Source organism: Microbispora siamensis (genome assembly GCF_016863095.1).
Lineage (GTDB): Bacteria > Actinomycetota > Actinomycetes > Streptosporangiales > Streptosporangiaceae > Microbispora > Microbispora siamensis.
This window is the reverse complement of the sequence record NZ_BOOF01000009.1, coordinates 33,863-54,408: the sequence shown is the minus strand read 5'-3', so window position 1 is coordinate 54,408 and position 20,546 is coordinate 33,863. Positions and strand designations below refer to the sequence as shown.

General features: G+C 73.0%; 18 protein-coding genes. 6 read left to right on the top strand and 12 right to left on the bottom strand.

Annotated elements, in window-relative coordinates:
- Positions 1-77 precede the first annotated feature (77 nt).
- Positions 78-569, bottom strand: a complete 492-nt coding sequence (locus Msi02_RS10190) for a TetR/AcrR family transcriptional regulator (protein WP_204048114.1) — start codon at positions 567-569, stop codon at positions 78-80.
- Positions 570-653: 84 nt separating this feature from the next.
- On the opposite strand from Msi02_RS10190, the gene Msi02_RS10185 reads away from it, so the two are divergent.
- The gene (locus tag Msi02_RS10185) at positions 654-1,772 is read left to right on the top strand and encodes an FAD-dependent monooxygenase (RefSeq protein WP_204048113.1); all 1,119 of its coding nucleotides are present in this window, start codon (positions 654-656) and stop codon (positions 1,770-1,772) included.
- A 91-nt stretch (positions 1,773-1,863) separates the two neighbouring features.
- Here Msi02_RS10185 and Msi02_RS10180 read toward each other — a convergent pair whose 3' ends face one another.
- From Msi02_RS10180 to Msi02_RS10170, 3 genes are all read right to left on the bottom strand, one after another.
- A complete protein-coding gene (locus Msi02_RS10180) occupies positions 1,864-2,280 on the bottom strand; it encodes a ferritin-like domain-containing protein (protein WP_079320438.1) in 417 nt (138 codons plus the stop codon).
- Positions 2,281-2,347: 67 nt separating this feature from the next.
- Positions 2,348-4,441: an ArnT family glycosyltransferase gene (locus Msi02_RS43905; RefSeq protein ID WP_204048112.1), complete on the bottom strand. Its 2,094-nt coding sequence runs from the start codon at positions 4,439-4,441 to the stop codon at positions 2,348-2,350.
- The gene (locus Msi02_RS10170) at positions 4,438-5,610 is read right to left on the bottom strand and encodes a bifunctional glycosyltransferase family 2/GtrA family protein (RefSeq protein WP_239108269.1); all 1,173 of its coding nucleotides are present in this window, start codon (positions 5,608-5,610) and stop codon (positions 4,438-4,440) included. Before Msi02_RS10170 ends, Msi02_RS43905 begins: the two co-directional genes overlap by 4 nt.
- Positions 5,611-6,092: 482 nt before the next feature.
- Between Msi02_RS10170 and Msi02_RS10165 the strand changes: the two genes are divergently transcribed.
- Positions 6,093-7,211 (top strand): serine hydrolase domain-containing protein, encoded by a 1,119-nt coding sequence (locus tag Msi02_RS10165; RefSeq protein ID WP_204048111.1) that lies wholly within the window; start codon positions 6,093-6,095, stop codon positions 7,209-7,211.
- A 72-nt stretch (positions 7,212-7,283) separates the two neighbouring features.
- On the opposite strand, the gene Msi02_RS10160 is transcribed toward Msi02_RS10165, so the two are convergent.
- The 4 genes from Msi02_RS10160 to Msi02_RS10145 all read right to left on the bottom strand — a co-directional run bounded on the left by Msi02_RS10160 (position 7,284) and on the right by Msi02_RS10145 (position 12,101).
- Positions 7,284-8,225 (bottom strand): glycosyltransferase family 2 protein, encoded by a 942-nt coding sequence (locus Msi02_RS10160; protein WP_204048110.1) that lies wholly within the window; start codon positions 8,223-8,225, stop codon positions 7,284-7,286.
- Positions 8,226-8,392: 167 nt separating this feature from the next.
- Complete coding sequence (locus tag Msi02_RS10155; protein WP_204048109.1) at positions 8,393-9,826, bottom strand: sensor histidine kinase; 1,434 nt, start codon at positions 9,824-9,826, stop codon at positions 8,393-8,395.
- Positions 9,823-10,542, bottom strand: coding sequence for a response regulator transcription factor (locus tag Msi02_RS10150; RefSeq protein WP_179155542.1), 720 nt, complete (start codon positions 10,540-10,542; stop codon positions 9,823-9,825). Before Msi02_RS10150 ends, Msi02_RS10155 begins: the two co-directional genes overlap by 4 nt.
- A gap of 20 nt (positions 10,543-10,562) precedes the next feature.
- A complete protein-coding gene (locus Msi02_RS10145) occupies positions 10,563-12,101 on the bottom strand; it encodes a phytoene desaturase family protein (RefSeq protein ID WP_204048108.1) in 1,539 nt (512 codons plus the stop codon).
- Positions 12,102-12,485: 384 nt separating this feature from the next.
- Between Msi02_RS10145 and Msi02_RS10140 the strand changes: the two genes are divergently transcribed.
- Genes Msi02_RS10140 through Msi02_RS10130 form a run of 3 tightly spaced genes read left to right on the top strand, consistent with a single transcriptional unit; the run spans position 12,486 to position 16,391 of the window.
- Positions 12,486-13,388: a pseudouridine-5'-phosphate glycosidase gene (locus Msi02_RS10140; protein ID WP_239108268.1), complete on the top strand. Its 903-nt coding sequence runs from the start codon at positions 12,486-12,488 to the stop codon at positions 13,386-13,388.
- Positions 13,385-14,323 (top strand): carbohydrate kinase family protein, encoded by a 939-nt coding sequence (locus tag Msi02_RS10135; RefSeq protein WP_204048106.1) that lies wholly within the window; start codon positions 13,385-13,387, stop codon positions 14,321-14,323. The genes Msi02_RS10140 and Msi02_RS10135 overlap by 4 nt, the downstream gene beginning before the upstream one ends.
- A 37-nt stretch (positions 14,324-14,360) precedes the next feature.
- The gene (locus Msi02_RS10130; protein WP_204048105.1) at positions 14,361-16,391 is read left to right on the top strand and encodes a hypothetical protein; all 2,031 of its coding nucleotides are present in this window, start codon (positions 14,361-14,363) and stop codon (positions 16,389-16,391) included.
- Between the two features lie 57 nt (positions 16,392-16,448).
- Here Msi02_RS10130 and Msi02_RS10125 read toward each other — a convergent pair whose 3' ends face one another.
- From Msi02_RS10125 to Msi02_RS10115, 3 genes are all read right to left on the bottom strand, one after another.
- Positions 16,449-17,069, bottom strand: a complete 621-nt coding sequence (locus Msi02_RS10125; RefSeq protein ID WP_204048104.1) for a signal protein — start codon at positions 17,067-17,069, stop codon at positions 16,449-16,451.
- A 78-nt stretch (positions 17,070-17,147) separates the two neighbouring features.
- Complete coding sequence (locus Msi02_RS10120; protein WP_193203245.1) at positions 17,148-17,591, bottom strand: GNAT family N-acetyltransferase; 444 nt, start codon at positions 17,589-17,591, stop codon at positions 17,148-17,150.
- 80 nt (positions 17,592-17,671) lie between these two features.
- Positions 17,672-18,556 (bottom strand): LysR family transcriptional regulator, encoded by an 885-nt coding sequence (locus Msi02_RS10115; protein WP_204048103.1) that lies wholly within the window; start codon positions 18,554-18,556, stop codon positions 17,672-17,674.
- A gap of 94 nt (positions 18,557-18,650) precedes the next feature.
- On the opposite strand from Msi02_RS10115, the gene Msi02_RS10110 reads away from it, so the two are divergent.
- On the top strand, positions 18,651-19,016 hold the full coding sequence (locus Msi02_RS10110; protein WP_079317934.1) for a YybH family protein: 366 nt from the start codon (positions 18,651-18,653) through the stop codon (positions 19,014-19,016).
- Positions 19,017-19,021: 5 nt separating this feature from the next.
- Here Msi02_RS10110 and Msi02_RS10105 read toward each other — a convergent pair whose 3' ends face one another.
- Positions 19,022-20,383 carry a cation:dicarboxylate symporter family transporter gene (locus tag Msi02_RS10105; protein ID WP_239108267.1) on the bottom strand — a complete coding sequence of 454 codons (1,362 nt, stop codon included), beginning with the start codon at positions 20,381-20,383 and terminating at the stop codon, positions 19,022-19,024.
- Between the last annotated feature and the right edge of the window lie 163 nt (positions 20,384-20,546).

Below are 20,546 nucleotides of genomic sequence, written 5' to 3'. Positions count from 1 at the left end.
CCGCGCTGATCCGGCCGCCGTACGCACGCCGCGAGGCGCCGCCGGTGGGCCGGTGGGCCCGGAGGCCACTGAGCCGGTCAGAGCTCGGCGGCGAGCGCGCGAAGCCCGGCGATCACCTCCGCGCCGCTGGGCGCCTGATCCGGATCCACCAGCCATTGCAGCATCAGCCCGGTCAGCAGGGCGAGCGGCACCGAGCCGCCGAGTCCCTCCCGCCCCTCACGCTGCCCCTTGGCGAGGTGTTCGCGTACCTCCGGTGACCGCTCGGCCTGCACCACGGCCTCGAGCTGGGCCACCCACAACGCCCGGTGAGAGGTGAAGCTGTCGATCAGCGCCTGCCAGCCGTCCTCGGGTTTGCCGGATGGCGTACGGGAGGCGAGTTCCTGGGAGAGCTCGTCGACCGCTTCCACCAGGGCCTGGGTGAGCAGGGCGTCCTTGGAGCCGAAGTGGTAGCCGATGGCGGCGTGGCTGACTCCGGCGGCCGAGGCGATGTCGCGGACGGTCGTGTGCGCCCAGCCGCGTTCGATCAGGCACCGCTTGGCCCCGGCCAGCAGATCCTCTCGGTTTCCCATGCCGCGCAGCATACCGGATTGTTTGACCAAATGGTTTATCCAAATGGTTTGACCAAATGGACAAACCCGGGCTACGGTCGTGCCATGACCACGACGAAGGTTCTGATCTCGGGTGCGAGCGTGGCCGGACCCGCCCTTGCCTACTTCCTGCACCGTGACGGCTACGAGGTGACGGTGGTCGAGCGCGCGCCGGACCTGCGCGACAGCGGCTACGCCGTGGACTTCCGCGGCGCGGCGTTCGACGTGCTGGAGGAGATGGGCATCCTTTCCGAGCTCCGCGAACACGACACGAGAATGAGCGGCACCATCCTGATCGACGAGGAGGGGGCGGAGATCGGACGCCTGCCCGCCGAGGCGTTCGCCGGTGAGCTGGAGGTGCCCAAGCGGGAGCTGACCCGCATCCTGCACCGCATCACCGCCGACGACGTGACGTACGTGTTCGACGACTCGATCAGCGCGCTGACCCAGCACGAGCCCGGCGTCCACGGGTCCGGGGTCCACGGGTCTGGAGTGACGGTCGAGTTCGAAAGCGGCGCCACCCGCGAGTTCGACCTGGTGTTCGGCGCCGACGGCGTGTACTCGAAGGTCAGGCGGCTGGCCTTCGGCCCGCACGCCGAGGCGGTTCGGCACCTGGGCCTTTCGGGTGCCGGCTTCAGCACCGCCAACCATCTCGGCCTGCGGCGCAGCGGAATGCTGCAGCACGGCAAGGACAGGGCGATCTTCCTGCTCAGCGCCGGAGACGCCGACCGGCTCACGGTCAGCCTCTCCTTCTCCACCGACTCACCCGCACTCGACAGGCGGCCCCGGCACGAGCAGGAGCAGGCGGTGCGGGCGGCCTTCGCCGGGCGCGGCTGGCTGGTGCCCCGGCTGCTGGAGGCGATGAGCGAGGCCGACGACTTCTACTTCTCCTCTACCTGCCAGGTCCACCTGGACCGCTGGTCGTCGGGCCGGGTCGCCCTGGTCGGCGACGCGGGGTACTGCGCCGCGCCGACCAGCGGCATGGGCACCTCACAGGCGCTGATCGGCGCCCGGACGCTGACACGCGCCCTGGCCTCGGCGGGCGGCGACCACGCGGCCGCCTTCGCCGCGTACGAGGCGGAACTGCGGCCCTACGTGGCGGAGAACCAGGCGTTGGGCCAGGAGACCGCCGCGACGATGTTCGGCGGCGGTGGAAGCGCCCCCGCGGACGTGCACAGCGCGTAGCGCCCCTCGTCCTCCTCGGCACTCCGGGTGCGGGACGGTCGCGGCCCGCCCCGGCCGCGACCGTCCCGCCTCGCTCCCCCGCGGCCGCCCGTCACTTCCCCAGGGCGGTCTGCAGGTCCATGACGTGGTCCTGGGTCTGCTGCAACAGCGGGCGCAGCGCCTCGGCCACGTCGCTCAGGCCGAGCTCCTGGGCCTGTTCCACGCGCTCGCGGTAGCGGCGCAGCTGCTCCTGCTCCAACTCCAGGTCGAGCCTGAGGGCGTCGGCGCCGTCGGTCGCCACCGGCACCTCGGGAACGCGGACGCTCGGGACGCCGCCGAGGAAGTCGATCTGCTCGGCCAGCGTGCTCGCGTGGTTGAGCTCCTGGCCGAGGTGCTGCTTGAGCTCCTCGATGATCGACAGGTACTCCGCGCCCTTGATCGTGGCCGCGTGCTGCACGTACTGCACGATCGAGCGGTACTCGCTCTCCAGGTCCTCGTTGAGCAGGGCGATGAAGCCCTCCGTGTCCATAGGAGTCCTTTCGTCGGTCGGCTCGGAAGGCCCATCACGTACCCGCTGAGGAGGCGGCCGAACGCCGTCAGCCCAGCTTGTAGAGCGAGGAGCCGCTACCGTCCGTGCCCCCGTATTCCGTGGCCTGGACCTGCGTGCCGTGCGCCTTCACCCATGCGGTGACCTCCGAGCTCGCGCCGCGAGAGGGCCCGAAGCCGCCGTCGCCGGTCAGGATGTACGCGAGCTTCCCCTCGGCCACGTACCGCTGCAGCTTCTCGACCGTCATCGCCGGGTCGGACCCGGTGAACCCGCCCATCGCGATGACCGGCTCGCCGGTGGACAGGATCAGCGACGACGCGCTCTGCGCGCTGTCCACCGCCACCAGCCAGGTGGCGCTCCCCTTGTTCCGCTTCAGGTACGCCGCCATCGCCGCGTCCACCTGGCCGCCGGGACCGCGCATGCCGCGTCCGCCCTGCCGGTTCCCCTCCTGCGCGGTCCCGTCCTGCGCGGTCCCGTCCTTCCCCGCCGGCGGGTTCATGCCGCCCACTCCGCCGGGGCCGCCGGGGCCGCCGAAGCCGGCGCGGCCGAAGGGTCCTCCCATGCCCTGCGAAGGCCCCGCCGTGGGGTTGCTGCCGTTCACCGCCGCGCCCAGCGGCGTCACCGCGTACGCGGCCGGACCGGCCAGCCCGGCCGCGACCGCCGCGGCCAGCGCCACCACCGTGATCGCCGTGGCGGCGCGCGCCGCGCCGCCACGGCGATGGACCACCAGGGCGAGCACCGCGACCGCCGTGCCGGCCACGACGGCCCAGGCGAGCCACGGAACGAACTCCGGCGTACGGCGCAGCACGACGAACGACCAGGCCCCGGTCACGGCGACCGCGGCGGCCAGGATCAGCCGCCAGACGGCCGAGGCGCGTGCCGCCCGCCACATCAGCACGCCGCCGATGCCGGTCAGCGCGGCGACCGCGGGAGCCATCGCGGTCGTGTAGTACGGGTGGAAGGTGCCGCTGGAGAAGCTGAAGACGGCGTAGTGGACGACGAGCCAGCCGCCCCACAGCAGCAGCGACGCGCGCACCGCGTCCATCCCCGTGCCCTTCGACGGCCCGGGGCCCGGCCTGGCGACCAGGACGAGGCCGCAGACGAGCGCCACGGCGGCGAACGGGAGCAGCCAGGAGATCTGTCCCGCCATGACATCGTTGAACAGCCTGCCCGCGCCCGAGGCCCCGCCGAAGCCGCCGCCGGCGCCACCACCCGGGCCGCCGCCGAAGGCCCGCGTCACGCCTTCAGGGACATCGGCGGGAAGTCTTCCCGGGCCGCCGCCGTTGCCCTCGCCGCCGAAGATCCGGCCCAGGCCGTTGTACCCGATCACCAGGTCCCAGACGGTGTTGTCCGTGCTGCCGCCGATGTACGGCCGCGCGGACGCGGGCCACCGGTCGACCACGACCATCCACCATCCGCTGGTGACCACGAGGACCGCCCCGGCGGCCAGGAGGCGCCCGATCCGGCGTACGAACGTCCCCGGCGCGGCGTAGAGGTAGGTCAGCGCGAACGCCGGCAGCACGAGGTACGCCTGGAGCATCTTGGTGTTGAAGGCGAGGCCCACCAGCACGGCGGTGACCAGCAGCGTGCGCAGGCGCCCGGTGCGGATCGCCTCCAGGCAGCACCATCCGGCCGCGACCAGCAGCAGCACCAGGACGGTGTCCGGGTTGTTGTCCCTGTTGATGGCCACGGTGATGGGGGTCAGCGTCATGACGAGCGCCGCCAGCAGGGCCGCGGCCCCGGCCGCACGTGCGCCGAGCCCGCGCAGCGCCCGCCGTACGGCGGAGTGGACCAGGGCGACCGACGCCACCCCGGCAGCCGCCTGCGGCAGCAGCATGCTCCACGTGCCGAACCCGAAGATCCGGGCCGGCAGGCCCATCACCCACAGCGCGAAGGGCGGCTTGTCGACCGTGATGTACGACCCGGCGTCCAGCGCGCCGAAGAAGAACGCCTTCCAACTCTTCGTGCCGGAGTAGATCGCGGCGGCGTAGTAGTCGTTGGCGTACCCGTTGCGGCCGAGCGCCCACGTGTAGAGCACGGCGGCCAGGACGAGGACGGCCCACTTCCCCCAGCGCAGGAGCGGGGTCACCCTGTCCGCCGGGCCCCGGTGGCTTATCGGGGTCACGGAGGCGAGGAGGGTCATCGGGAGTCCTTCCGGGGTGCGAAGACCCAGGATCGCAGGAGCAGGAAGCGCAGCAGGGTGGCGAGGCCGTTCGCCACGATGACGGCGGCCAGCTCGGCCGCCCGTGACGCGCCGCCGGGCAGCGCGGCCAGGCCGCCGCTGGTCAGCGCGAGGCCCGCGACGAACGCGACGAGCCCGCCGAGGTGATGCCGCAGGGCCCCGGCCCGGCCCCGTACGCCGAAGGTGAAGCGGCGGTTGGCCGCGGTGTTGGCGACGGCGGTGACGAACAACGCGATGGCGTTGGCCGCCACGGGCGGCAGCACCGAGCGCAGCAGCCAGAACAGCGCCAGGTGCGCCACGGTGCTGATCGCCCCGATCACCGCGAACGTGGGGATCTGCGTGCGCACCGACGTCCGGGACGGCGGCGGGGCGGGGGCCGCGAGGCTCCCCCGGGCGACCCGCCACATGCCCCTGAGGTCGTCCACGGCCGTCCTGACGATGTCCACCCGGCTGTCGGGGTCGTCCACCCAATCGACCGGCACCTCGTGGATGCGCAGCCCGTGCTGCTCGGCCAGCAGCAGCAACTCGGTGTCGAAGAACCACGCCTCGTCCTGCACGGCGGGCAGCAGGGCCTGCACGACCTCGGTGCGGGCCGCCTTGAACCCGCACTGCGCGTCGGAGAAGCGCGCCCCCATGAGCGAGCGCAGCAGCAGGTTGTACGACCTGGAGATGATCTCGCGCTTCGGGCCGCGCACCACGTTGGACCACGGGGACAGACGGGTCCCGATCGCCAGGTCGCTGTGGCCGGTCATCAGCGGCGCGATCAGCGGGAGGAACGCGTCCAGGTCGGTCGACAGGTCCACGTCCATGTAGCCGACCACGTCGGCGTCGCTGGACTCCCACACCCGCCGCAGCGCCCGGCCCCGGCCCTTCTGGTCGAGGTGGACGGCCCGCACCCCCGGCAGCTCCCGGGCCAGCCGCTGGGCGATCGTCCACGTGCCGTCCGTGCTCGCGTTGTCGGCGATCGTCACGCGGAAGCCGTACGGGAAGTCGCCGCTCAGGTAGGCGTGCAGCCGCCCCACGCTCGCGGCCAGGACCCGCTCCTCGTTGTACACGGGAACGACAACCTCGACCAGGCGGGTCCTGCTGGACGCCCCCGCCGCCGGCCCGGAAACCATCGTCATGCTCATGCCGCCTCCTCGCCCGACGGCTCGGAGTGGCGTCGCGCCGGAGGCGCGCCGACGACGCCGGCGCAAATCGCGCTGCGCCTATTGAGTCGCTCGCTTCGCTCGCTCATGGGCCCACGCTCGCGGGCGGGCATGGGACGGCCCTGAGGCGTTCCTTAACCCCGCATGAATTGCGCCCACGGCAGCCTGGCGCGGCGGGGCGCTCTCGACCGGGCGCTCCTCCCAGCCGCCCGGGTTGCCGCCACACGGGCGCGGGCTTCGGCCGGAGCCCTGCCGTGCCGCCGCCCGGACGGCGACGGCACCTCCTCCGATCGGCCGTGGCACCCTCGCTCCATCGGCCGGAGGTGCCTCCTGCTCGCGGAGGAGACCGCCCGGGCCGTGACCAGGGTTTCGTGGGTGATCCCTCTGATGCCGGGGCTCCCTCGTACGTCCGATCGTGGTGCCACGGAACCGGGAGCCCGGACTCCGCGGATCGAAGGAGCAACGTGAAACCACGACACATCCACACCGCCGTCGCCCTGTGCATGATCGTCTCGATGCCGGCGGCGCTCGCCGCGCCCGCCGTCGCGGCCGTCGAGCCGCGTCATAACAGCCGGCCGGGCCTGCAGAAACTGCTGGACCGGATCGTGGCCGGGGGAGCGGTCGCCGCGATCGCCGAGGTCCGCGACGGGAGCACCACCTGGCGGGGAGCCTCAGGCAGGGCGAGGATCGACCGCCCCCAGCCGGCCAGGGCGGACGGCCGCTTCCGTGCGGGAAGCGTGACCAAGTCGTTCACTGCCACCGTGGTGCTCCAGCTCGTGGGAGAAGGGAAGCTGGAGCTGTCCGACAGCGTGGAGCAGTGGCTGCCGGGACTCGTCGGCCAGGGCGGCACGATCACGGTCAGGAACCTCCTCCAGCACACGAGCGGCATTCCGGAGTACGCGACCGGCCTGTTCGACGAGGACGGCGTCCTCAAGGACCGCTACCGCACCTGGACCGCCAGGGAGCTGGTGGAACGGGCGGAGGAACACCCGCACGAGTTCCCTGCGGGAACCAGGTTCGGCTACTCCAACACGAACTACATCGTGCTCGGCATGCTGATCGAGCGGGTCACCGGCAGGCCGTACGCGAGCGAGATCCGGGAGCGGATCCTGCGGCCGCTGGGACTCGGGCACACCCTTCTGCCCGGCACGTCCCCCGAGGTGCCGGGCGCGCACCCGCACGCCTATGTGCGGGTCGTCGAGGGCGGCGAGGTCGTCCCCGTCGACGTCACGCGATTCAACGCGACGGTGGCCGGCGCGGCCGGTTCGATCATCTCCACCACCGCGGACCTCAACCGGTTCTACCGCGCCCTGCTGGGCGGCGAGTTGCTCGGGCCCGCTCTGCTGAAGGAGATGAAGGATCCTGGCGGCGCCATGGAGTACGGGCTGGGACTCGAGGTGGCCTCTCTGCCCTGCGGCGTCGCGTACGGCCACGGCGGTGGCACGAACGGCTATTCGACGGTGGCGTTCAGTTCCCCCGACGGCACGCGCCAGCTCGCACTGTCGATGACCCCGTACTCCGACGATCGGAAGCGAGCGGCCATGGCCCTGCTGACCTCGGCACTCTGCCCTCCGCAGCGATAACGCGCGCGCTCCACGGCCGGGCCGGCGCCCGGCCGATGCCCGGCGCGGCCCCCCACGGATCCGGATCGCCGGTCAGACGATCGGAGGACGGCCCGCGCGGGTGAGCCGCGCCACCGTGGCCCAGGACATGGGGCTGCGCTGCCCGTGCCCGCCCTTCAGGCCCTCGCGCAGCCCCCGGAACCAGACGGCAAGGTTCGCGCGGGAGCGGATCCTGGCGATGCTGACCACGGTCCAGACGGCCAGGTAGACGGGGATGAGCGGGGCGGGGAGCCGGCGGTAGGCGAGCCACACCCGGTTGCGCGCGACGAGGCGGTAGAAGGGGGCGTGCCTGGCGGGGTTCGTCGCGGGGTGGTGGATGACGACGTCCGGCGCGTAGTGGCCGGTGCGCCCGAGGTCCCACAGCCGCCAGCTCAGGTCGACGCCCTCGTGGAAGAGGAAGAAGTGTCCCGGCCATCCGCCGGCCTGCTCGTAGTCGGCGCGGCGGATGAGGACGACGCCTTCGGCCATGACGGTGATGGTGCCCGGCCGGGTGGCCGTGCCGGCGCGCAGGCGGGGCACCCAGCGGCGCAGCGTGACCCCGGTGCCGGGATCGGCGATGCGCGGCTGGATGTACGCCGCCCCGAGGTGGCGGCGGGCGACGGCGATGAGCCGGGCGAGGGTGTCGGTGGCGGGCAGGACGGCGTCGTTGTCGAGGAAGAAGACGAACTCGCCGGCGTCCGGCCCGGCGAGGGCGTCGGCGCCGGCGTTCCGTCCGGCGGGGATGCCCTCGTTGACGGGCAGGACCACCGTACGGACCCCGGCGGGCACGTGATCAGGCTGTACGCCGTTGCCGACGATGACCACGCGCAGGTCGACGTCCCGCTGGGCCAGGAGGGATTCCATGGCCCGTTCGAACGGCTCGGGCCGGTCGTTCATGGTGAGCACCACCACGTCGACGGTGGCCTTCGGGCTGGTCATCCTGTCGCGTCTCCCGGACGGGCTCGGCATGTGGTTGAGCGAGCGGGATCTCGTCATGCGTCGTTCCCGTCGCGTTCACCCCGCCACCCTAGTGGTCGTCACCTGCGTATTCCGGCGAATCGGGGACGCCCGGGCGTGCCCGGCCCGTCACGTGGAGGCGCCCTGACGTCGGTCCCCGGGCCCGGCCCGGCCACGGCGACACCGGTGGCAGAAGCCGAGCCAGGTCAGGCCCTCGGCGGGCCGCCGGGGAGTTCGACCGTGGCGAGTGTGCCGCCTCCGGGCGCGTTCTCGATCGCGACCCGTCCCCCGGCGTCCCGTACGGCCTGTGCCACGATCGACAGGCCGAGACCCGAGCCGGGCAGGCTGCGCGCCGACGGGGAGCGCCAGAACCGCTCGAAGACGTGCGGCAGCTCGTCCTCGGGAATGCCCGGACCCTCGTCGCGCACGGTCAGCACGCCGCCCTTGAGCCGCACGGTCACCAGGCCTCCGGGCGGGCTGAACTTCACGGCGTTGTCGAGCACGTTCACCGCGGCCCGCTGCAGGCCCCGGGCGTCCCCGTGGACCTGCCACGGCTCCAGGTCGACGTCGAAGCGCAGCCCGGGGCCGCGCCGCCTGGCCCGCTCGACCGCCGACGCCACCACCTCGTGCAGGTCGATGTCGGACGACAGCTCGCCGCTCTCCGCGTTCCTCGACAGTTCGAGCAGGTCACCGATGAGGCTCGACATCTCCTCGAACTGCTCCTTGACGTTCGTCAGCAGCCGCCGCTTGGCCGAGGGCTCGATGGCCCGGCCGGTGTTCTCGCTGCGCAACAGCAGGTCGATGTTGGTGCGAAGGCTCGTCAGCGGGGTGCGCAGCTCGTGCCCGGCGTCAGCCACGAGCCGCCGCTGGCGTTCCTGCGAGCTGGACAGGGCAGCGGTCATCGTGTTGAACGACCGGCTGAGGCGGGCGATCTCGTCCTCCCCCTCAACCGGGATCGTCACGCTCAGGTCCTCCGTCCTGGCCACGTGCTCGACCGCGCGGGTCAGCCGCCCTACCGGACGCAGGGCCGTACGGGCCAGCCAGAGGCCGGCCACGGCGGCCCCGAGCACGCCGAGCACGCAGACCGAGCCGAAGACGAGGGCGAGGATGCGGAGCGTCTGGTCCATCTCCGCGGTGGAGCGGAACACGCTGACCGTCACCGGGCCCTGCGGCAGCGGCGGCTCCGCGAACTGCGCGGCGTCCCCGGGCGGGCCGCCGGGGCGCGGCTCGTACCTGAAGGTGTAGACGAGCACGGAGGTGCCGTCGGTGGTGACCGCGTCGCGCAGCACGGGCGTGCCGCCGGAGACGGCCATCGCCCGCTCCCGCGCCGTCGGCGTCACCTGCGCCGAACCGGACGCGACGCACACCGAGCCGTCCGCCAGGACGACCTGCCAGCTGCGCCCGGAGGGGTCCCAGTCGGGCCTCGGGTGGCCCTCCCTGCGTCCCTGACCGGCGCAGTCCCGCAGCGCGAACCCGACCTGCTGCGCCGGTGGCTGCAGGTGCGTGATCGAGCCGACGATCTGGCCGCGCATCTCGCCACGGACGAGCAGCCAGCACACCGCCGCCGCCACCGCGACGGCCAGGGCGACCGCGGCCGCGATCAGCAGCGTGAGCCGGGACCGGAGCGAACGCCGTCTCACGGCGACGACCGGAGCACGTAGCCCACGCCGCGCACGGTGTGGATCAGGCGGGGCAGCCCGCCCGCCTCGGTCTTGCGCCGCAGGTACATCACGTACACGTCGAGGGAGTTCGACGACGGCTCGAAGTCGAAGCCCCACACCTCCCGCAGGATCTGCTCGCGGGTGAGCACCTGGCGGGGGTGGGTGAGGAACAGTTCGAGCAGCAGGTGCTCGGTGCGGGTGAGATCGAGCCTGCGGCCTGCCCTGGTGACCTCCCAGCTCACGGTGTCCATGCGCAGGTCGCCGAAGGCGAGGACGTCGCCGCCGCTGTCGTTCTGCGCGTACTGCCCGCCGCGCCGCAGCAGCGCCCGCACCCGGGCGAGCAGCTCGTCGAGTTCGAACGGCTTCACCAGGTAGTCGTCCGCCCCGGCGTCCAGGCCGGAGACGCGGTCGCCGACGGCGTCGCGCGCGGTCAGCATGAGGACGGGGAGCCGGTTGCCCGAGGCGCGCAGCCGGCGGCAGGCGGTCAGCCCGTCGAGCCGGGGCATCATGACGTCGAGGAGCACCGCGTCGTACGCGCCCCCGTTCTGTGCCCCGCGGTCGAGGAGGTCGAGCGCGGTCAGCCCGTCGGCGGCGGTCTCGACCGTGTAGCCCTCGAACTCCAGGCTGCTGCGCAGCGCCTCCCTGAGGGCGGGCTCGTCGTCCACTACCAGCAGTTTCGCCGATTCCTCACGCACCGGCACAAGCTACCCGAGCGTCATGAAGGTTCCGTTAAGACCGCCATCGCGGCGTTGTGACCGGGGATGCCGCTGACGCCGCCGCCGCGCCGGGCGCCCGCGCCGCACAGCAGCACCCGCTCGTGCGCCGTCTCCACGCCCCATTGAGCAGGCCGAGCACCGTGGTCGCCCTCCTCGCCGTACGGCCAGGACAGGTCGTGGTGGAAGATGTGGCCGCCGGGCAGGCCCGCGTCCCGCTCCAGGTCGAGCGGGGTCTTGACCTCCAGGCAGGGCTCGCCCGAGGGTGCGCGCAGCAGGCAGTCCTCGATGGGCTCGGCGAGCACGGAGTCGATCGAGGCGAGCGTGCGGGCCAGCGCCTCCCGCTTGGCCGCCGGGTCGGCGAACAGGCGCGCCGGCATGTGCAGGCCGAACAGCGTCATCGTGTGCGCCCCCGCCTCCCGCAGCTGCGGGCCGAGGATCGAGGGGTCGGTGAGCGAGTGACAGTAGACCTCCGCGGGCGGCAGGTCCGGTACCTTCCCGGCGGCGGCCTGCGCGTACGCCGCGGCGAGCTGGTCGCGGCTCTCGTTAATGTGGAAGGTGCCGCTGAACGCCTCGGCGGGGTCCACCGCGGGGTCGCGCAGCCGGGGCAGCCGCGACAGCACCATGTTGATCTTCAGCTGGGCGCCCTCGGGCCGCTCGGGCGTCTCCCCGAGCAGCCGGGCGAGCACGGCGGGCGGCAGGTTGGCCAGCACCCTCCCCGCGGTCACCGCGTGCTCCGCGCCGTCGTCGAACGTGACCTCCCCGGTGCCGGGGTCGATCGCCAGCACCTCGGCCCCGGTGCGGATCTCGGCGCCGTGCCGCCGGGCGACCTCGGCGAGCTCGGTGGTCACCGCGCCCATGCCGCCGACCGGCACGGTCCAGTCGCCCGTGCCGTCGCCGATGACGTGGTAGAGGAAGCACCGGTTGGCCAGCAGGTCGGTGGCCGGATCGGCGAAGGTGCCGATCAGGGCGTCGGTGAGGACGACCCCGCGCACCGTGTCGTCGGCGAACCGCTCGTCCACGACCTCGCCGATGGGCCGTTCGAACAGGTCGCGCCACGCCTCGTCGTCCCCCACGACCTCCCGCAGGGCCGTACGGCCGCGCAGCGGTTCGAGCAGCGTCGGCGCGACCCGCATGGCCACGTGGGCGGTCATCCCGTAGAACCGCTCCCAGGCCGCCAGGTCGTGCCGTCCCCCGGTCACCGCCTCGAAGGAGGCGGCGGTGCGCGCGGCGTCCTCGTTGTCCACGAGCAGGCCGGTGTCGCCGGCCGGGGTGTAGGAGGCGAAGCGGCGGCGGCGCAGGTCGAGACGCAGCCCGAGGTCTTTCACGATCTTCGTGGGCAGCAGGCTGACCAGGTAGGAGTAGCGCGACAGCCGCGCGTCCACGCCGGGGAACGCGCGGGCCGACACGGCGAGGCCGCCCACGTGACCGAGGCGTTCCAGGACCAGCACGCTGCGCCCGGCCCTGGCAAGGTAGGCCGCGGCGACGAGGCCGTTGTGCCCGGCGCCGGCGATGACGACGTCGTAGTGCGAGCGTGACATGGAGCGTTCTCCCCGGTCGTACGTGGCTCGGTGTCGCGGTTGTATGCGGGCCGTCGGCGGGTCGTGGCGGCGGGCGTGGGAGGGTCTTGAGGGGTGACGGGAGGATGTGGCGTCGGCGGACCTGAGCGGATGCCCGCAACGTATCGCAAGATCCCCCGCAAGACCCGGGCAGAATATGCCGAAGCGGACAATCCTCCGCCAACGAAAGAACCCCAAGCGGGAAACAAACCGAGCGATCCGGAGGGGCGCGCCGCCGGTCTGGACTGAGGAGCGCGCGGGAGCGAAGCGACCAGAGCGCGACGAGGGAGGCGTTCCATTGCGCGCCTCCGGCACGACCAGGCGGAAGTGAGCGCACCGATGGTGAGCGGGAAACACAGGAGAGACATGCGCGTTTCCGATGAGGTCGCCGAGGCGCTGGCCACCGGCCGTCCGGTCGTCGCCCTGGAGTCCACCATCATCTCCCACGGGCTTCCCCAGCCCCGCAACCTCCAGGTCGCCCTCGAACTGGAGGACCTCGTCCGGCAGGCGGGGGCCGTGCCGGCGACGGTGGCGGTGCTGGACGGCGTCCCTCGGGTGGGCCTGGACAAGGACGGGCTGGACCGGATCGCGACCGAGCCGGGCCTGCGCAAGCTCGGCTTCCGCGACCTCGCCCCGGCCGCCGCGCTCGGGCTGAGCGGAGCCACGACCGTCTCCGGCACCTCGTTCCTGGCAGCCAGGGCGGGTGTGCGGGTGTTCGCCACCGGGGGTCTCGGCGGCGTCCACCGCGGCTGGACCACGGTGCAGGACGAGTCCGCCGACATCGACACGCTCAGCCGCACCAGGATCACGGTCGTGTGCGCCGGGGTGAAGTCGATCCTCGACGTGCCCGCGACGCTCCAGCGGCTGGAGACCAAGCAGGTCACGGTCGTCGGCTACCGGACCGACGAGTTCCCCGGCTTCTACCTGCACAGCTCCGGAGAGCCGGTCGACTGGCGCGTCGAGACGCCGCAGGAGGCCGCCGGCATCATGCGCGCCCAGGACACGCTCGGCGGGCTGGACACGGCGCTGATCGTGGCCAACCCGGTTCCGGCCGATCTCCAGCTCGACCCGGACCTGCACGACCGGGTGCTCGCGGAGGGCCTGCGCGCCGCCGAGGAGCGCGGGGTCACCGGGCAGGCCATCACCCCGTTCCTGCTGGAATACCTGGTCGAGGGCACGGGTGGCGCGTCGCTGGAGGCCAACCTCGCGGCCGTACGCGGCAACACCCGCCTGGCCGGGGAGATCGCGGCCGCCTGGGCGGCCGGGTGAGCGGTCTGCTGGTGATCGGCGACGTGGTCACCGACGTCGTCGCGCTGCACGACGGCCCCGCGGCCACCGGCACCGACACGCCCGCCGACATCGCATTGCGCCCGGGCGGCTCGGGGGCGAACACCGCCTCCTGGGCCGCCCGGCTCGGCGCCGACACCCGCCTGCTGGCGCGGGCCGGGTACGACACCGGCGAGTGGCACGCGGCCCAGCTGACCAAGGCCGGGGTCCGGCCGCACCTGCGGATCGACCCGGAGCGGCCCTCCGCCGTCGTGATCGCCATGGTCGACTCCACCGGGGAGCGGTCCATGCTCACCAACCGCGGGGCGAGCGCCCACATCGGGGTCGGCGACTGGACGCCCGACCTGCTCGACGGGGTCGGGCACCTGCACCTGTCGGCGTACACGATGTTCGCCGAGCCGGGCCTGGAACTCGTACGGCTCGCCATGCGCGAGGCCGCCGGGCGCGGGATCCCCGTCAGCGTCGATCCGGCCTCCTGCGGGCCCCTGCGCACGTTCGGCACCGAGCGGTTCCTCCGCGAGACCGCCCCGGCGAGCGTCGTGATCCCCAACCTGGAGGAGGCGCTACTGCTCGCGGACGCCGCGGATCCCGAGGCGGCGGCCCGCACGCTCAGCGCCCACTACGGCACGGCGGTGGTCAAGCTCGGAGCCGGCGGTGCCCTGCTGGCCCGCGATGGCCGTATAGTCGCCAGAGCGGCCGCGCCCCCGGCGGAGGTGGTCGACTCGACGGGCGCGGGAGACGCGTTCGCCGCCGGGTTCCTGGTCGCCTCGATGGCCGGGAACACGCCCGAGGAAGCCCTGCGCAAGGGATGTGAGGCGGGCGCGGCGGCGGTCGCGCAGGTCGGCGCCCGGCCGGATCCTGGGAACTTTACCCTATTGACACCAATTGCTGGTTTGCGGCGTAAGCTGCACCATTAGCAACATGCGTCACTCTCGGGAGGGTGCGGTCATACCGATGGACGCCGAGTCAACGATCTGCCTGAGCGACCTGGTCCCGGCCCTGCGCTGGAGCCGTCCTCAGCAGGTGGCCGAGATGCTGGCCGACCCGCGCCTGCCCGGCGGCTGGTGGGCCTCCGTCGGGATCGGCCGCGCGATGCGGGCGACCGGCGTTGACTGGCTCTGCGAGCGGCTCGCCCGCCTCGCCGTCGGCCGCTGGGATCACCTGCCCCTCATCGACCTGCTCCCGGCGCTCCAGGTGCACACCGTGGATCCGGCCATGCCCGGCTGGCCCGATCCCGTACGCACGGTGGTCAACCACCTCGGCGGGTGGTATCGGCTGCGCCGCCTGACGCCGTGCGATCTCCAGGCCCCGGCCGCCCCCGCCTCGCCCGAGGTCCTCCTGACCACGGTGTTCCGGGAGGTGTTCGGGCGCCTGGAGAGCGAGCTGGCGTCCGGTCGGCCCGAGCAGGCGCTCGCGGGAGGCAAGCCCGCGACCCCGGCACAGGTCCAGGCACAGGCACAGGCGCCCGCCAGTCCCGCCTCCGAGCCCCTCCCGCAGGCCGCACCCGGGACGACCTCGCAGCCGTTCCCCCAGGCCGGGACCTCCTCCCAGCCCTTCCCGCAGGTCGCCGCCCCGGGGACCACCTCGCAGCCGTTCGCCCGGCCCGCCGCGCCGGCGCCCGGACAGGCCGCCGAGACGCCCACCCGGACGCCCGCTCAGCAGGGGCAGGCACCCGTACGGCCCGGGCAGAGCGCCCCGTCGCCGGCCCCGTCGCCCGCGTCGCAGGCGCCGGTCGCGGAGCCGCCCAAGCCCGCCACGCAGCCCTTCGCCCGGCAGCCGGGGGCCTCGATCCCGCAGCCCGCGGCCGCCCCCGTCCAGCAGCCCGCGGCCGAGGCGGCGCGGGAGCGGCAGCCGGCCGACCTCAGCGCGCACCCGATGGTCGCGGTCGTCGAAGGCCTGTTCCGCGGCTGGGACCCGCTCGCCAGGGCCGTCGCGGCCGAGCGGCTGTTCGCCGCCGAGCCGGTGAGCCTGCGCACGCTGGCGCACAACCTGAACGTGGACCGCGAGCTGCTCTCCCAGGCCCAGCGCGCGGCCGAGGAGCGGGTGCTGCTGTGGCTGCGCTCCCCCGACTCCGCGCCGCTCACCGGCCATCTGTTCGGGCTCACCGAGTGGCTGGGCGCCGCGGCCACCCAGGAGCAGCTCATCGCGGCGGACCCGTCCCACCCCATCGAGGTCCCAGCCCTCGGCACGCCGCTGTGGCGGGTGCTGGTCACGCTGATGCCCGACCGTCGGCTGCAGGACGGCTGGCTCGTGGTCGGCGACCTGGCGGGGCTGCGGGACAAGACCCGCCAGCTGCTGGCGAGCAAGCCCGCGGACGCCGACGTCGTGGAGCTGCTCGGCCAACTCGGCATCCGCGCCCACTCCGCCAAGGCGTGGCTGGACTCGATGCCGCAGGCGGGTTCCCCGTCCGAGCCCGCCCCCCTGCCCACCCGGCACGGCCCCGACCAGACGGCGAAGCCCGCGCCGCTGCCCCGCCGTACGCCCGGCGCGAACGGGCACCACCACGGCCGCGGCGGAGTCCCGATCCCGTCGCAGGCCAACAACGGGCCCGACGCCGCCACCGCGCTCGCCGCGCTCAACGCGCTCACGAACGGCAACCTGAACGGGAACCCGAACGGCAATCTGAACGGGAACCTGGCGGGGGGCGTGCCCCGGCCGCATCTGGTGCCGAACCCCCGCCCGACCTCCAGCCCGGCCTCCGACCCGCGCCGCTGGCAGCGGATCGACGTCACCAGCGGCCACCTGCGCGGCGAGCCGGTGGCGGTCCCCGAGGGGTACGCCGCCCAGCTCGGCATGCGCCCGGGGACGCTGCTGTCGGTCACCGGCCCGGGAGACAACGCCGTCGTGCTTGTGTGGCGCGACCGGCAGCCGGTGTTCGACTCGCTCCAGCCGGTCCTGATGCGGCTGAACGCGCGGCCCGGCGACTCGGTCTACGTGACCGTGGACGGCTACCGCCTGGACGCTCAGCTCACCTCGGCCGTCTGACCGTCCCCGGCCCCGCGTGTACGGTGCGACGCGCGGGGTCGCTTCCGGCAGGCCAGGTCAGGCTTGCTGCCCCGTTGCGACGATGAGCGTGTAGTCGGCGCCGACGCGGAAGCCTCCGGAGGACCCGTGGATGGTCAGCGTGTGGCGTCCCGGCCGCAGCGGTCGAAGACGTGCCCAGAGCCCGCACGCGTAGAACGTCTCCGTTCCCTCCACACCGGTCAGAGGATTGTCCGCAACACCGGTCACGGCGACGTCGTCCTCTTCCATCCGTTCCGGTGTGACCGGCCGGCCGTCGAGGACCGCGCTGCCTTTCGCCGTGGCCATGAAGTCCTCGCAGTCCGCCTGGTCGCCGACCAGATTCACCAGCGGGAACACCAGCGGCCTCCCCGCGGGAAGCGCGCACGTCCGCCGTACGGTGCCGCCGAAGGTCCCGGCGAGGAACCAGACGTCCTCCGGCTGGTTGCGATCACAGAACTCTCCGGTGTCGTCCGCGACGGGGTTGGTGCTCTCGGTCTCGGAGGACGCCCACGTCCACCAGCGTCCCTGGATCGACTCCAGCGCCGAGGCGGACGGCTCCGAAGAGACGACGTCGTCCGTGCTGCTCTTGCGGCCGACCGCGCCACAGCCGACGAGGAGACCGAGAAGCACCAGAAGTGGCAGAACGGATCTTGGAGACATCCGGGAATCATAGACTCGATCGCTGCCGACCTCACGGCGATCAGGAGTTTCCCGATCTCACGGGCCCGGATACCGGGCTCACATCTTCGGTCGGAGCATCTTGCGGTAGTAGGTGGCCGACACCTCGTAGCCGAGGGCGCCGTAGAACTCGGCGGCCCGCCGGGTGGCCAGCGCGACGTATCCGGCCTGCCGTGAGCGGGCCCACGTCTCGAACTCCTCCAGCAGCCGCCGCCCGATGCCGTGGCGGCGGTAGCCGCTCTCGATCATCGCCTCCTCCACCCACGCGACCCTGCCGTTGGCGAACAGCGTGAGGTGGGTGAAGCCCAGCAAATAGCCGCGTACGGTCCCCTCGACCGTGGCGACGATGAGGAATGCGTCCTCGTTCTCCAGGAGTTGCGGCAGCGCCGCGTCGAACGGCGCACGCTCGGGCCGGAACGTCAGCGCGAACTCGCGGGCGAGTGCGAAGATCTCGTCCGCGTCGGTCTTCTCGGCCCTCCGGAGCTGGAGATCACCAGACGTCATGAAAGGGACTCTAGGAGTACCTGGGCACATACGTCCAATCCAAACCCACCCCGCGAGACCGGCGCAGGCGGGACGGCCCCTCAGACGGCGGTGACCGCGAAGGACCGCCGGGCGTGCCGCACGAACTCGCGTACGGCGGGGCCCTGCCCGCCGCGCCACACCAGCGCGAGCAGCGCGGGCGTCTCGACGTCCTCGATGGTGAGCGCGGTGAGCCGGTCGCGGTGGGCCGCGGCCATCGACTCGCTGAGTACGGCGACGCCGAGTCCGCGGGCCGCGAGGCCGGCGACGGCGTCGGCCGCCCCGGCCTGCAGCGCGATCACCGGCTGGAGGCCCCGGGCCGCGCAGGCCCGGTCGAACACCGTGCGCAGGCCGGTGCCGTACGGCATGCAGACGATCGGGTGCGAGCCGAGGTCGCGCAGGGTGACCCCGTCCCGGCCCGCGAGGGGGTGGTCCGGGGGGACGGCGGCGACGAGCCGCTCGCTGATGACGGTCAGCGTCTCCAGGCCGTCCGGGGCGGCGGCGAGCCCGGCGAGGGCCAGGTCGAGGGCGCCGGAGCGCACCCCTTCGACGAGCCGGTCGGAGCCGTCCTCCAGCAGGGAGATCTCGACCCCCGGGTGGGCCCGGTGGAACGCGGCGAGGGCGTCGAACAGCGGCGTGACGGTGCAGCCGACGACCATCCCGACCGTGAGCCGGCCCCGGATGAGGCCGGTCACCTCGCCCACCGCCTGTCCCAGCGCCCCGGCCGCGGCGAGCGCGGCGCGGGCGTGGTCGAGCGCGGCCTTCCCCGCGACGGTCAGCGTGACGCTCCGCGCGGACCGGTCGAACAGCTCGGCGCCGAGTTCGCGTTCGAGCTGCCGGATCTGGGCGCTGACGCCCGACTGGCTGATGTGCACCCGCTCGGCGGCCCGGGTGAAGTTGCGCTCCTCGGCGACCGCGACGAAATACTCCAGCTGGCGCAGTTCCATAACCGCTGATTCTAGTTCCCATCCGATCCATCTGTTGGACTTCTGGCACGCGGCTCGGCAGGCTGGAGGCCGTACGAGAGATCGGGAGGAACCAATGCCGGAGTACGAGAAGGCCATGCGGCCGGAGGACATCACCCGCCTGTTCGTCGAGCGGTCCAACGCCGGGGACGCCGAGGGTGTGGCGGCCCTGTACGAGGAGAACGCCGTGCTGGCCTACCCGCCGGGCGGCGTGACGGTCGGCCGGGAGGCGATCCGCGCCCTCTGGGAGAAGGTGCTGGCGAACCGCCCCCGTTTCGAGCCCGAGGAGCCGCTGCCGACCCTGGTAAGCGGCGACATCGCGCTGACCTCGACCCCGCCGAAGGACGGCGCAGGCGCCCGGGCCCAGGTCGTACGGCGCCAGCCCGACGGAAGCTGGCTGCGGGTGCTGGACCAGCCGGAGTTCGTGCCGCCCGCCCGCTGATCCGGTTACGGGTGAACCGCCGGGGCGGGGGCGCGTCCCGCCTCGGGGGCCGGGGCGGCGGCCTCGTCGTCCACGAACGTCGCCTCGTCGAAGGGGGCCCGGCCGGCCAGCACCTCCTCCGCCCGCGAGCGGTCGAAGTCGCCCACCCACGTGCCGATCAGGACGGTGGCGACCGCGTTCCCCGCGAAGTTGGTCAGCGCCCGGGCCTCCGACATGAACCGGTCGATGCCCACGATCAGGCCGACGCCGTCCACGAGGGCCGGCCGGTGCGACTGCAGGCCCGCCGCCAGCGTGGCGAGGCCCGCGCCGGTGACGCCCGCCGCCCCCTTGGACGCGATGATCATGAAGACCAGCAGGCCGATCTGCTCCCCGGCCGAGAGCGGGAAGCCGGTCGCACGGGCCACGAACAGCGTCGCCATGGTCAGGTAGATGGCGGTGCCGTCGAGGTTGAACGAGTAGCCGGTCGGGACCGTGATGCCGGCGACGGTGCGGCTCACCCCCAGGTGCTCCATCTTGGCGATCAGGCGCGGCAGCGCCGACTCGGAGGAGGACGTGGACAGGATGAGCAGGAACTCCCGGCCGAGGTAGCGCAGCAGGGACAGCAGGTTGATCCGTGCGCCGAGCCACAGCACCGCGCCGAGCACGACCCCCACGAACAGCAGGCACGTCAGATAGAACCCGCCCATCAGCACGGCCAGGCTGCGCAGCGCGTCGAAACCGCCCGCGCCGACCACGGCGGCCATGGCGCCGAACGCGCCGACCGGGGCCGCCCACATGATCATCGCCAGGACGCGGAAGACGAGCCGCTGCAGGTGGCCGATCCCCCGCAGGATGGGCGCCGCACGCTCCCCCATCGCCTGCAGCGCGAAGCCGGTCAGCAGCGCGACCAGCAGGGTCTGCAGCACCTGGCCCTCGGTGAACGCCGAGACGAAGGTCGCCGGGATGATGCCGAGCAGGAACGACGTCGTGTCGCTCTCGCCGCCCTTGGCCGCCTGCTCCTCGGCGGCCTTGCGCAGCTCGTCGGTCAGCTGGAGCCCCTCGCCGGGGTGCAGGACGTTGCCCACGAGCAGGCCGATGGCCAGCGCCACCGTGGACATGACCAGGAAGTAGCCGATGGCCAGCCCGCCCACCTTGCCGACCTTGGCGGCCTGGGCAACCGATCCGACGCCGAGCACGATCGTGCAGAAGATGATCGGGCTGATCATCATCTTGATCAGGGCGACGAAGGCCGTGCCCAGCGGCTTGAGCGCGACCCCGGCGTCCGGTGCCGCCAGCCCGACGGCGATGCCGAGGAGGACCGCGGCGATCACCGCCAGGTACAGGTAATGGGTTCGGTCCCGGGGCGCCCGGTTCATCGTGGTCGTCACACGACCCTCCTCGTGCTCGTGCGGCCCGCGGCGGCGCGGGCGAAGATGCGATCTGGTCGGTGACTATGCGCCGCGGTAGTGACCTGGGTCACTATTGCGTACATTTCGTTCACGGCGGTTTTCACCGGCGCCCGCCGGTGAATCCGCGCAGACCCGCACGTGA

Excerpts from the sequence above, each read along its gene's own strand:
- Msi02_RS10190 (WP_204048114.1), bottom strand. The coding sequence starts at position 569 with ATGGGAAACCGAGAGGATCTGCTGGCCGGGGCCAAGCGGTGCCTGATC.
- Msi02_RS10185 (WP_204048113.1), top strand. The coding sequence starts at position 654 with ATGACCACGACGAAGGTTCTGATCTCGGGTGCGAGCGTGGCCGGACCC.
- Msi02_RS10180 (WP_079320438.1), bottom strand. The coding sequence starts at position 2,280 with ATGGACACGGAGGGCTTCATCGCCCTGCTCAACGAGGACCTGGAGAGC.
- Msi02_RS43905 (WP_204048112.1), bottom strand. The coding sequence starts at position 4,441 with ATGACCCTCCTCGCCTCCGTGACCCCGATAAGCCACCGGGGCCCGGCG.
- Msi02_RS10170 (WP_239108269.1), bottom strand. The coding sequence starts at position 5,610 with ATGAGCATGACGATGGTTTCCGGGCCGGCGGCGGGGGCGTCCAGCAGG.
- Msi02_RS10160 (WP_204048110.1), bottom strand. The coding sequence starts at position 8,225 with ATGACGAGATCCCGCTCGCTCAACCACATGCCGAGCCCGTCCGGGAGA.
- Msi02_RS10145 (WP_204048108.1), bottom strand. The coding sequence starts at position 12,101 with ATGTCACGCTCGCACTACGACGTCGTCATCGCCGGCGCCGGGCACAAC.
- Msi02_RS10140 (WP_239108268.1), top strand. The coding sequence starts at position 12,486 with ATGCGCGTTTCCGATGAGGTCGCCGAGGCGCTGGCCACCGGCCGTCCG.
- Msi02_RS10130 (WP_204048105.1), top strand. The coding sequence starts at position 14,361 with ATGGACGCCGAGTCAACGATCTGCCTGAGCGACCTGGTCCCGGCCCTG.
- Msi02_RS10125 (WP_204048104.1), bottom strand. The coding sequence starts at position 17,069 with ATGTCTCCAAGATCCGTTCTGCCACTTCTGGTGCTTCTCGGTCTCCTC.
- Msi02_RS10120 (WP_193203245.1), bottom strand. The coding sequence starts at position 17,591 with ATGACGTCTGGTGATCTCCAGCTCCGGAGGGCCGAGAAGACCGACGCG.
- Msi02_RS10115 (WP_204048103.1), bottom strand. The coding sequence starts at position 18,556 with ATGGAACTGCGCCAGCTGGAGTATTTCGTCGCGGTCGCCGAGGAGCGC.
- Msi02_RS10110 (WP_079317934.1), top strand. The coding sequence starts at position 18,651 with ATGCCGGAGTACGAGAAGGCCATGCGGCCGGAGGACATCACCCGCCTG.